This window comes from Parabacteroides sp. AF17-3, from assembly GCF_003635445.1.
GTDB lineage: Bacteria > Bacteroidota > Bacteroidia > Bacteroidales > Tannerellaceae > Parabacteroides > Parabacteroides goldsteinii.
The window spans coordinates 106,087-118,324 of sequence record NZ_QTMM01000004.1; the positions used below are offsets into that span (position 1 = coordinate 106,087).

At 42.6% G+C, this 12,238-nt stretch carries 7 protein-coding genes; 5 read left to right on the forward strand and 2 right to left on the reverse strand.

The genetic code is table 11. The annotated features are described in order from the left end of the window. Positions 1-11: 11 nt before the first annotated feature. Together nagA and DWW91_RS06445 are read right to left on the reverse strand one after the other, a co-directional pair. Positions 12-1,178: an N-acetylglucosamine-6-phosphate deacetylase gene (nagA, locus tag DWW91_RS06440; RefSeq protein WP_122327271.1), complete on the reverse strand. Its 1,167-nt coding sequence runs from the start codon at positions 1,176-1,178 to the stop codon at positions 12-14. A gap of 152 nt (positions 1,179-1,330) precedes the next feature. Next, positions 1,331-3,277 (reverse strand): ABC-F family ATP-binding cassette domain-containing protein, encoded by a 1,947-nt coding sequence (locus DWW91_RS06445; protein WP_122327272.1) that lies wholly within the window; start codon positions 3,275-3,277, stop codon positions 1,331-1,333. A 446-nt stretch (positions 3,278-3,723) separates the two neighbouring features. Here DWW91_RS06445 and DWW91_RS06450 point away from each other — a divergent pair, with 446 nt between their 5' ends. From DWW91_RS06450 to DWW91_RS06470, 5 genes are all read left to right on the forward strand, one after another. Then, entirely contained in the window at positions 3,724-6,783 is a 3,060-nt protein-coding gene (locus DWW91_RS06450) for a TonB-dependent receptor (protein WP_010802460.1), read from the forward strand. Positions 6,784-6,803: 20 nt separating this feature from the next. Further along, positions 6,804-8,447 carry a RagB/SusD family nutrient uptake outer membrane protein gene (locus DWW91_RS06455; RefSeq protein WP_010802459.1) on the forward strand — a complete coding sequence of 548 codons (1,644 nt, stop codon included), beginning with the start codon at positions 6,804-6,806 and terminating at the stop codon, positions 8,445-8,447. Positions 8,448-8,525: 78 nt separating this feature from the next. Beyond that, on the forward strand, positions 8,526-10,082 hold the full coding sequence (locus DWW91_RS06460) for a DUF6057 family protein (protein ID WP_122327273.1): 1,557 nt from the start codon (positions 8,526-8,528) through the stop codon (positions 10,080-10,082). A gap of 6 nt (positions 10,083-10,088) precedes the next feature. Beyond that, on the forward strand, positions 10,089-11,582 hold the full coding sequence (locus DWW91_RS06465) for a PD40 domain-containing protein (RefSeq protein WP_122327274.1): 1,494 nt from the start codon (positions 10,089-10,091) through the stop codon (positions 11,580-11,582). Positions 11,583-11,626: 44 nt separating this feature from the next. After that, positions 11,627-12,181: a DUF3332 domain-containing protein gene (locus tag DWW91_RS06470; RefSeq protein ID WP_007658855.1), complete on the forward strand. Its 555-nt coding sequence runs from the start codon at positions 11,627-11,629 to the stop codon at positions 12,179-12,181. Positions 12,182-12,238: the final 57 nt, after the last annotated feature.

Consider the following 12,238-nt stretch of genomic DNA (forward strand, 5'->3'; position numbering starts at 1 on the left):
GTTCGATCCCGTTAAAACAACTTATTAGTACCTTCCACCAATTTACCCATAGCCCAGACAGCACGTACATTCAAATCTTTGTCCAAGACCATCAGGTCGGCATCTTTACCACGTTGCAAAGAACCTTTGCGGTCGTAAACACCCATGATACGGGCCGGTGTTTCAGAAGCCATACGAACCGCATCTTCCAAAGGTATCTCAGCTTTCTGTACCACCGTACGAATCAGGCGGTCCATCGTTGCAACACTACCGGCCAACGCTGAGCGGTCGGCAAGTTTACAAACCCCGTCTTCAATGATCACACGCGGGTCGAAAGCCACCTGGCTATCGCTGGCCGCACAAGCCAAGGCATCCGTGATCAAACAAGTCCGTTCCACACCTTTCACCTTATAAACCAGACGAAGGATTGTCGGCGGGACATGGATACCGTCAGCTACCACTTCCACTGTCATGTCATCGATCAGATAGATACTTTCGACAGTTCCTTCATACTTATACTCGCGACGTTTATGGAAACCGGGCATAGCATTGTAAAAATGGGTGGCATGTGTATAACCAGCTTCATAAGCCGTCTGGATATCTTCATACTCAGCCTGTGTATGGCCGACAGCAGCCAACACGCCTTTCGAAGTGATATACTTGCCGAACTGCATGGCTCCGGGCAATTCAGGAGCAGCGTCCCAACGCTTGATACAATTCGTCTCTTCCAGCAACGGGATATATTCTTCGGGGTCCGGATTCTTGATATTTTCAGGAATCTGACCACCAGCCATCTTCATATTGAAATAATGGCCTTCCAAATGTAATCCGAGGACAGGACTGTCCTTTTCAGCCATCAACTTTTCAGTTGTAGCTGCCGCCGCACGGATCATCGGGATGGTTGAAGACGACAAAGTCGGGAAAATACTCGTCGTACCATGTTGCATATGCGCAGCCACGGCACCACGGAACGCATCTTCCGTACCTTCCATAAAGTCACGTCCGCCTCCGCCGTGAACATGGATTTCCACTCCGCCCGGAACGATATACATTCCCTTGGCGTCAATCAGGTTTGCACCAACTATGGCAAGGTCACAGTTAGTCACTTCCAGAATCTTGTTATCACTAATCAGAACAGAACCATCTTTCATCCAGCCCTGTGGTGTCAGGATACGACCGTTAATAATTTGAGTTAACATAATATTTTGTCTATAAATTAGGCGTTGTTATTTATCAATTAGTTCAATCTCATGGTATGATAAACCGGAGTCTATCGATTGGCAAAAGTAAATACTTTTTATTTAATGCAATCCTTCTTTAATCAATATATTTCAAAAAAAGCGCCACCGGATCACCGGGACGCTTTCTCATTCAATTCTTCTAATTCCATGGTCAACTCCGTCCATGTGTCCATTGTGTCAGACAACTCTTTTTTCAATGATGAATAATCATTATATAAAGAGGTATCAGAAGCCCCTTCGGGAGTTGCCAGTCTGGCTTCAATGGCGGCTATGGAGTTTTCCAGTTCCGTTATTTTATTTTCCGCCTCGGCAACGGCTTTTTCTACTTTCTTAATCGCTTTGCTTTGTTCTTTACGTGCTTCGTAAGAAAGTTTGTTTTGTGTAGGCTGAACATCCGTATCCGCAGCCAAAGAAGCTGCCTGTGTGGAACGTTCCAGTTCACGCAAACTATCCATCTTCTTTTTTTCTAGGAATTCATAGATTCCTCCCAGATGTTCTACGACACGCTGGTTTCCGAATTCATATACCTTATCTACCAGGCCATCCAGAAATTCACGGTCATGGGAAACGACAATCACGGTACCGTCAAACTCACGCAACGCATCTTTCAGGACATCCTTCGAACGCATATCCAAATGGTTGGTCGGCTCATCGAGGATCAGCAGGTTGACCGGCTCCAGCAACAGGCGGATCATCGCCAGACGGCTTCTTTCTCCTCCCGACAGGACTTTCACCTTCTTCTCGGATGCTTCGCCACCAAACATAAAGGCACCGAGGATATCGCGGATCTTGGTTCGTATATCACCCTGCGCTACATAATCGATCGTATCAAAGACCGTCAGGTTATCATCCAGCAACTGCGCCTGATTCTGGGCAAAATAACCGATCTTCACGTTATGCCCCAATTGCAGTTTTCCTTCATAATCGATCTGTTCCATGATACATTTGACCAGCGTCGATTTACCTTCACCGTTCTTTCCGACGAAAGCGACCTTGTCCCCTCTGTTGATGGTCAATGTGACATCCTTGAAGATCAGATGATCTCCATAACGTTTAGCCACATTCTCCATAATCACAGGGTAAGAACCGGAACGGGGAGCCGGAGGAAATTTCAGGCTCAGCATGGCTGTATCTACCTCATCCACTTCGATACGCTCTACCTTTTCCAACTGTTTGATGCGTGACTGCACCTGAACGGATTTGGTCGCTTTATAACGGAACCGTTCAATGAATGCTTCGGTATCAGCCAGTTTCTTCTGCTGGTTTTCGAAGGCACGGAGTTGTTGTTCGCGGCGTTCCTTACGAAGCTCAACGTATTCGGAATACTTTACTTTATAATCGTATATGCTTCCCAACTCGATCTCGATCGTACGGGACGTGGTGTTATCAATAAAAGCACGGTCATGCGAAACCAGGATCACAGCATTGGCACGGGTCGCAATGAAATTCTCTAACCATTGGATAGATTCGATATCCAGGTGGTTGGTCGGCTCATCGAGCAACAACACGTCGGGACGGCGAAGCAATAACTTTGCCAACTCGATACGCATACGCCAGCCACCGCTGAACTCGGAAGTCGGACGTTCAAAATCACTGCGGTTAAATCCCAGACCGATCAAAGTACGTTCCAGTTCTGCATGGTAGTTGCTTCCCCCCATCAGCTGGAAATGTTCGGAAAGATGTGTTACCTTATCTATCAGCTTCTGATACGATTCCGTTTCGTAGTCGGTCCGTTCAGCCAGTTCCAGATTCAGCCGTTCGATATCCTTTTCCATTTCTTGGATATGACCGAAAGCCTGTTCCGCCTCTTCACGGACAGTACGGCTATCGGTCAGCTGCATCTGTTGCGGCAGATAGCCGATCGTCGTCTCTTTGGGAATACTCACCGTACCGGATGTCGGAGACTGCAAACCTGCAAATATCTTCAACATCGTAGATTTTCCCGCCCCGTTCTTACCGACCAGTGCGATACGATCCTTCTTGTTTACCACAAACGAAACATCATCAAAAAGCGTAAATCCGCCAAATTCAACTGTTAGTCCTTCAACCGAAATCATATCTATTTCTTTTATGGCTGCAAAAGTACACAAAAATCGCCTACCACTCCAAATTAGCAGAATGCAGTATCATAATATATGTCACAAAACCGGACAGTACCTTATCGGTAGAAAAAAAATAATTAGTAATATCAGGAAAAATACTCGGAGGATTAAAAATAGAAACGACTAAGTTCTAGCAGAACTAATTTATAACGACACCGCAAATATAGCATATTTTTTATTATCAATACCTAAATATATTAAAATTAATTACGATCAACAAGAACTTAAGTTGAATATGTTAATTATTAATTACGCAATTAAGTTAACATGCTTTTTTCTATCCGTCACCAATTTTGCCCTAAACGACTGATATATTAATAATTAGTTATAATAGAAACGACTAAGTTCTGCTAGAACTATGATAACTTCAAAACTAGTATTAATTATCAATAAAAAAACACATGAACTACAGGTCTATTTTCAAGCAAAACAAACTCCCTTTGCTTCTAATCGCACTTGCTTTTCCTGTTTCAGTAACCACTTCTTCTTTGTATGCCACAACAACAGAAGTAACTATTACCCAACAGAAAAAAGCCATAAACGGAGTAGTCTTTGACGGTGGATTAAATGAACCACTAATTGGTGCTAACGTTGTTGTGAAAGGAACAACCAACGGTACTGTTACGGATTTGGATGGCAAATTCACTTTAGAAGCCGCTCCAAATGACATTCTAGTCATTAGTAGTATCGGATTTAAGTCATTAGAAATTAAAGCCTCTGATGCAGCGAAAGGAAAAATCACACTACAAGAAGACACACAAGCGCTGGACGAAGTAGTTGTTGTAGGCTATGGCGTACAGAAAAAAGCCAATCTGACAGGTTCTGTGGCTCACATCTCGGCAGAAGCGATTGAATCGCGTAGTGTAGCAAGTGTTTCGGCAGCTTTAGCCGGACAAATTCCAGGTGTAACGGCAATACAAAGTTCCGGTGCCCCTGGATCGCAAACCGCAAGTATTACGATTCGTGGAACAAACTCTATCAACGGCGGTAGCCCGCTGGTAATTGTTGATGGTGTACCCGGCAGTATGAATACGATCGACCCGCAGGACATCGAGAGTCTTACCGTATTGAAAGATGCCGCTTCTTCTGCCATTTACGGTGTGCAAGCTGCTAATGGTGTTATTTTGATTACCACTAAAAAAGGTAAAAAAGGTGACAAAGCCCGCATTAACTATTCAGGTTCCGTTGCCTGGTCATCACCGGTTGCATTATTAAAATTCCTGGGTGCCGGAGATTATGCCATGTTATACAATGAAGCTGTAAAAAATGAAAATCCTAATGCCATCCTCCCTTACACAGAAGAAGACATTCAAAACTATCGAAACGGAACACTCCCCGACACAGACTGGTATGATGAAACATTCAAAAAGAATGCACTGGAAACATACCATAACCTGTCTATCAATGGAGGTTCGGAAAAAACCAGTTACAATGCCTCTATCGGTTATACACGCCAGGATGGTTTGATCGACGTCAATAAATACGACCGTTTCAACGGACGTATCAGCGTAGACAGTGACATCAATAAATGGTTGACTGCCGGATTAAATGTTTCCGGTTACAGAGGAACTAAAAACGACGGCTGGGAAGGTTATGCTTCACTACGCCAATATTGTAACCGACTGGCTCCTATTTACCCTGTATACAATGACGACGGCAGCTTCTATTACAGCGGTCTGAACAATCCGGTTGCCCACCTCAACAATACAGGTTTCACACGACAGGTCGACCAGCAGCTTAATGCGACAGCCTATGCTAAAGTCAATATTTTACCGGAGTTGAATGTCAAAGCGTTATTCTCTGTCCGCAATGATACCCGAAACAACGAAGGTTTCAAAAAACTGTTGGAATACGGAACCGGAAACAATACATTTAACTCCGGTCTGCGTGAAGGATACCAAAAATATTACGACTGGAACTGGTATACAACACAAGTCCTGGCCAATTACAACAAAACATTCGGTAAACATTCATTAACCGCATTAGCCGGTTTCGAACAAATCTATTACAATTACAAATATACCGAAGCTACCCGCAAAGGCGGTGGAAACGATGAATTAACCGAATCACTAAACACGCTGGATAAGTCTTCCCAAACAAATAAGAACGGAGGACACGAAACTGCACGCCGTTCTTATTTCGGACGCGTTCAATATGATTTCAACAACAAATATTTATTTGAAGCGAACTTACGCGCGGATGCCTCTTCACGTTTCCCTAAAGATTCCCGTTGGGGTTACTTCCCTTCTGTTTCTGCCGGCTGGCGTATCACGGAAGAAAGTTTTGTAAAAGATGCCGATATCAAATGGTTGAGCAACTTAAAAATTCGTGCAGGCTGGGGACAAACTGGTAATGAAGAATTATCAGATAGCGATATCTATCCGTCGATAGCAACGTATGCGTATGGAAGCTATATGTTCGGAAATTCTCTTTATTCTACCGCCTACGAGACTCGTTATGTAAACTCCCAACTGAAATGGGCAACCGTAACAAACTACGAAGGAGCTATTGAAGCAGGTTTCCTGAATAACCGTTTAGGATTTGAATTAGCTGTCTATAAAAAGAAAACCAAAGATATGTTGTTGTATTTACCGGTACAGGGTGTTTTGGGTATGGACGCTCCTGCACAAAATGCCGGTAGTATGCAAAATACAGGGTTCGACCTGAGTTTATTCCATAACAACCGCATCAACAAAGATTTCAGTTATGCAGTCAACCTGAATATAGCTTATGTAAAGAATAAAATTACAGACATGTGCGGAACAGAAGGAGAAAATCCGGACGACAGTAAATACTGGTATCTGGAAGGGTATGCTTTAGGTTCATTCTATGGGTACGAAGCTATCGGTTATTTCAACACGGAAGAAGAATTAGCTAATGATGCAAAACGTACCGGAACAGAACAGTTAGGTGATATCAAATACCGCGACTTGAATAATGACGGTAAAATCGATGCAGCAAACGACCGTAAAGTAATCGGTAAAGACAAACCGTCATGGACAGGTGGTCTGAACATCGCTCTTTATTACAAAGATTTCGACTTCTCAGCTTTCTTCCAAGGAGCCTTCGATGTATATGGTTATTATACAGGTGAATCTTCTTACGCGTTCTACAATAGCGGCAAAGTATTGGAACGTCATCTGGATCGCTGGACTCCGGAAAACCATAATGCTTCTTATCCGCGTATCACAAAAGATTCACAGATAAACTTCTCGACCTCTTCCTTCTGGTTGCAGGATGCTTCGTATGTTCGTTTAAAAAATATTTCATTAGGATATAATATTCCGTCTGTCCTTACTCAAAAAATAGGAATCGACAAGGTTAAAGTATATATTTCCGGTGAAAACCTTCTGACCTTCAGCGGTCTGGAAGGCATTGACCCCGAAGCTCCGGCTTCCAATCGTGGAGCTTATTACGGAAACGTAAAAAAAGTATCATTAGGCTTAAAAGTATCATTCTAATTTCTCATGACTAAACAAATATGAAAAAGAATATATTATCAGTTGCCATATCGGCCTTATTATTATGTTTTTGTTCGTGCAGCGATTTTCTGGATCGTTACCCGAAAGAAGAGTTGTCTGACGGTAGCTTCTGGACAAAACCGGCCGATGCAGAAATGTTTGTAGCAGACATATATGGTATATTACCCGGTAGCGCAAATGGAGACATAGACGGAGATATCAACTCCGATAATGCAGTACACGGAATCAAATGGGCGGCAGGTGATGTGTCGAAAGGAATTTACGACCCGGCCGGATTTGGATGGAGCGGAAGTTATTCATCTATCCGGGCCTGTAACATCTTGCTCGAAAAAATCGATATGATAGAAGACTATCCTGTTGCAGATAAAGAAGCGACTATCGGTGAAGCACGTTTTTTACGCGCTTACCTATATTTTGAGTTGATCCAACAATTCGGGGATGTTCCTTATATAGAAAAGAGCCTTGCATTAGACGAGATGGAAGGTATTACTCGTACTCCCCGTGAAGAAGTATACAAAAAAGTCATGGAAGATTTCGATTACGCCATCGAAAAACTTCCGGTACAGTGGCCCTCTGACAAATACGGACGAATCACAAAAGGTGCCGCCTATGCAATGAAAGCACGTGCCGCCCTGTATTATGCCGATTGGGAAGTTGCGGCAAAAGCGGCCAAAGCTGTTATCGACTCAAATCAATACGAACTGTTCGATGCTGAAGGTACAGGCCGTTATGCCGAATTGTTCTGGGAAAGCCAAGAAGCTTGTAGTGAAGCCATTTTGATCCGCCAGTTCAATGCTCCCGATAACACAAACTACATCATCGGATGGGAATGTTTTCCTACTAAAGGTTGGGGAGGTATCAATCCGACACAAAGCCTGGTAGACGCATTCGAATGTATCGACGGTGCTCCGATCAACAAATCTTCTTTATATGATGAAACAGATCCATTTACCAACCGCGATCCGCGTCTGGAAGTCTGTGTATTGCATGACGGCGAAGAAATGTATGGAACGACTATTAAAGTAGCACCATTAAAATCAAGTGGAAACACCGGTATCGCACAACATGGCGATGCCACAGCCACCGGTTATTATCAACAAAAATGGTTAGATCCCAATATAGACCCTCAATCCACAGGATGGGATATGGGAAAAGATTGGCATGTAATCCGTTTTGCCGAAGTCTTATTAACTTATGCAGAAGCCCAAAATGAAATAGCAGGTCTGGACGATTCAGCATTCGAAGCGGTAAACCGTGTACGTCGTCGTGCCGGCATTCCCGAATTGCAAAAAAACGATGCGAGCAAACCGACCTATTGCGGAACACAGGATGAACTGCGCCAGCGTATCCGTAACGAATGGCGTGTTGAATTTGCACTGGAAGGAGGTAAACGCCAATGGGATATTCGTCGTTGGGGCATAGCCAAAGATGTACTGAATGCTCCATTCCTGGGATTAAAATACAAATTAGTTGACGATCCGAATGCTCCTGCCGAAGACGGAGGTAAAAAGTGTATTCTCTATCAGGGAGAAAACATAAAACTGACAGGTAGCCGTTATTCCGATCATAATTATGTATATCCGGTTCCACAATCCGAAATCGATCTGAATCCGGCATTGACTCAAAACGCCGGTTATGAATAACAAACTCTAAAAGGGAAGATGTATCAAATGTCTCTGACTGTCTTTGATACATCTTCCTCTTTTCCTGAAACATAAAATATGAAAAACACCTATTGGATTCCATTCCTATGCCTGACCGGACTGTTTCTGTTTCTATTTTCCGACAGTATGGCTTACGTCATATCTTATCATGAACAGCAGGAACTATTTCTGTTCAGCCGTCCTTATCTGGAAAAGTATATTTATGAAATCGGTGGTGCAGGTCGGTATATCTCAAATTTCATCACCCAATTCTTTTATTTTCCCCTTGCCGGTAAACTTATTTTTTCATTGTTATTGTCTTCTCTTTATCTGCTTCCCTACTTAACCTGCCGGAAACTTACCGGTAAAGAAGACCCGCTGCATATAGCTTTATTGATGCCACTCCATCTGCTCATTCAATTCGAGTCTGTTGATTTCAACTTTTACCATGCTTCAAATCTCTTTTGCTCTTTTCTTATATTATATCTTCTTTCTTTTTCCGGAAAAAAATATTTCTGCTATACCTTAATTCCTTTTTTATTAATAACAGGGTTCTGTCTGGGATATTCATCCCCTCTCCTGTCTGTCTCCATCCTCTTCGTCACGGGATTATCTGCGCGGTATTTAACACCTTATCTTACCAATAAAAAAAGATATTTCTACTGTTCTGCCATCTGTCTCTGTTTATATACCGGAAGTACATTTTATTCTTTTGTTATTCATTATAATATGAAAGAACGGTTACTGCTTGAGGCCGAGACTTATGTAATAAATAAAGAATGGGACAAAGTGCTAATCTGCTCCGGTAAACTCCGCGGTAACAACCAACTGATGGAGTATTTCCGTAATATGGCTCTTTTTCATACCGGACGTATGCCCTACGACCTCTTGAAATATCCCCAAAGTAAAGGAGTCGCCTCTCTGTACCTCCCCTGGACAGGCGAAGCCAGGAGAAGCCGGTACGGACATTATATTTACGAACAACTGGGCTATATAAACGAAGCTCACCGCTGGGCATTCGAAGCAATGGTTGTATATGGAGAAACAGCGCCAATCGCCATCAACCTGATTCGGTATAATATAGCGAACCGACGTTACCCTATTGCATTACGCTTTATCAACATTTTGAAACAAACGCTTTTCTATCAAAAAGAAGCGGAGAAATATGAAAAAATGATACGGGAAAAGCAAAATCCGCTGCCGAATGCTCTTCCGTATGCCCCAAACGAAAAGATACGCTTTGCAAATATACTGAATCTAGGTCCGGAATTAAGTTATTTATGTGACCGAGATTCTACCAATCGTATGGCCTTCGAGTACCTGATGAGCAATTTGATTCTTAGCAACCAAATCACACGGTTTGCCGAGAATTTAGGAAGAATCCGGAATTTCGCCTACCCCTCCTTGCCCCGACTATACGAAGAAGCACTCTATTCCTATAAACTGGGAGTAGATGATGAAACATTCCAGGCACTCGGTTTCACAATCAGCCAAGAAACGGAAGAAAGGTTTCGGAATTATTATATCCTCTATCAACACAAAGAACTAAAAAAACTCAAGGAACAATTCGGGGACACCTTTTGGTATTACCTTCACTTCCTGAGTCCTTACGGTAATAAAATCATTGATAAATAAGAATTTATGAATCATACTTCTTCTATATCTTTTATACATTCCTGCATACTGCCCTGTCTGGCAATACTGGCCTTGTTGTGTGCATGCCGGCAAACACATATAACTCCGGATGGGCAAAGCGATAAACCGCTCACTATTTTTCCGGACTATACAGGAGTCACATTTCCTTCCAACATTGCTCCGCCCAACTTTCGGATCATGGAAGAAGGGGATGAATTCTACACGGAAATAGGTAACTCAAAAAAGATATTCTTCACTTCTAAAACAAGACAATCATCAGTCAACATCACAGAAAACAATTGGAGTAAACTTTTGAAAGAGACAGCCGGTGAGACATTCTATATCCGCATCTTTGTACGCCAAAACGGAAAATGGATACAATTTCCCGATATAACAAATTATATTTCCGAATCGCCTATAGACCCCTATCTGGTTTACCGGCTAATCTATCCAGGATATGAATTATGGAACCAAATGGGCATTTATCAGCGCGACCTCACCTCTTATCGGGAAATACCGCTGATAGAAAACCAATCCATTGAAAAAGACTGCCTGAATTGTCATACCTTCTGTAAAAATTCACCGGAAACTATGATGATACATATACGGGGAAAGGTTGGAGGAACTTTAGTTTACAGGCAGGGAAAAATCAACAGGCTGGATGTCAAATCTCTGGAGATGAAAAACGGAGGAGCATATGCCGCCTGGCATCCGGAAGGACGGTATCTGGCTTTTTCAGTTAATGAAATTCAACAATATTTCCATTCGACAGGCCCGAAAGCCGTCGAAGTATCCGATTCAGAATCCGACCTGCTCTTATTGGACACGAAAACAAACCGTCTAATATCCTCACCCGCCATTTATGGAAAGGAATGGATGGAAACTTTCCCTACCTGGAGTCCAGACGGAACAATGCTCTACTTCTGCCGGAGCAAAGCAATCAATGAAAAAACGCCTTTGGACAGCATACATTATGACCTATTCAAAATAGCATTTGATGCCGGAAAAGAATGTTTCGGAACACCGGTATGTATCTACGAAGCTTCCCAAAAAGGAAAAAGCGTCTCCTTTCCCCGGATATCGCCAGACGGAAAATACCTGATGTTCACCTGTTCGGATTATGGTAATTTCTCTATCTGGCATCCTGAAAGCGAACTATACCTACTAAATATGGAAACAAACGAGATACGTAATATGGAAGAGGTTAACAGCAACGATGTCGAAAGTTTTCACACTTGGTCTTCAACCGGAGAATGGTTCGTCTTCAGCAGTAAACGGCAGGACGGATTATGGGCACATCCTTACATCGCTAAATTCGACAGACAAAAAGGTACAGCCGGCAAACCTTTCGTTCTACCCCAAAAAGACCCGGATTTTTATTTCTACTTTACCCAGACATTCAACTTGCCGGAATTACTCACAACACCTGTAAAAATCGGGAACGAACTGATCAGGCAAACTCGAAATAATAAAGAAACAGTAAGTTGGGATAGAAAATAATTGTTATCTTCGTCCCCAAATTAACTACTAACAATTTATAATTCATGAGGAAAAAAAGTTTAACATTATTAGTGGCTACTACCTTAGCCAGCAGTGTTCTATTTTCGTCTTGCATCGGATCATTCGGCTTGACAAACAAACTTCTGAGTTGGAACAGCAATATCGACAGCAAGTTCGTTAACGAACTGGTATTTATCGCTTTCTGGATTGTCCCTGTTTATGAAATTTCAGCGCTCGCTGATGTACTGGTGCTGAACTCTATCGAATTTTGGAGCGGAAGCAACCCTGTAGCAGATGCAGGAACCGTAAAGACAATCAACGGAAAAGACGGTGTATACACTGTTGAAACCAAAAAAGACGGATACCACATCCAAAAAGAAGGCGAAGAAAAAGCCATCGATCTCGTATTCAACGAAGCAGACAAGAGCTGGAGTGTTGAAGCCGACGGCGAAGCAACCAAGCTGTTAAAGTTTACTGAAAACGACGAAGTTGTCATGTATTTGCCGGATGGTAAAGAAATGAACGTAGAATTGAATCAGGCAGGTGTTCTAGCATTCCGTCAAGTAGCTGAAGGTTATTCTTTTTACGCTGCTAAATAAAAAACAACTTTAAAAATGGGAGACTGGTAATTGGTATGTATATAACCTTACCAGCCT

What these genes read in the sequence shown, in the direction of transcription:
- nagA (WP_122327271.1), bottom strand. Translation starts at nt 1,178, where the DNA reads ATGTTAACTCAAATTATTAACGGTCGTATCCTGACACCACAGGGCTGG.
- DWW91_RS06445 (WP_122327272.1), bottom strand. Translation starts at nt 3,277, where the DNA reads ATGATTTCGGTTGAAGGACTAACAGTTGAATTTGGCGGATTTACGCTT.
- DWW91_RS06450 (WP_010802460.1), top strand. Translation starts at nt 3,724, where the DNA reads ATGAACTACAGGTCTATTTTCAAGCAAAACAAACTCCCTTTGCTTCTA.
- DWW91_RS06455 (WP_010802459.1), top strand. Translation starts at nt 6,804, where the DNA reads ATGAAAAAGAATATATTATCAGTTGCCATATCGGCCTTATTATTATGT.
- DWW91_RS06460 (WP_122327273.1), top strand. Translation starts at nt 8,526, where the DNA reads ATGAAAAACACCTATTGGATTCCATTCCTATGCCTGACCGGACTGTTT.
- DWW91_RS06465 (WP_122327274.1), top strand. Translation starts at nt 10,089, where the DNA reads ATGAATCATACTTCTTCTATATCTTTTATACATTCCTGCATACTGCCC.
- DWW91_RS06470 (WP_007658855.1), top strand. Translation starts at nt 11,627, where the DNA reads ATGAGGAAAAAAAGTTTAACATTATTAGTGGCTACTACCTTAGCCAGC.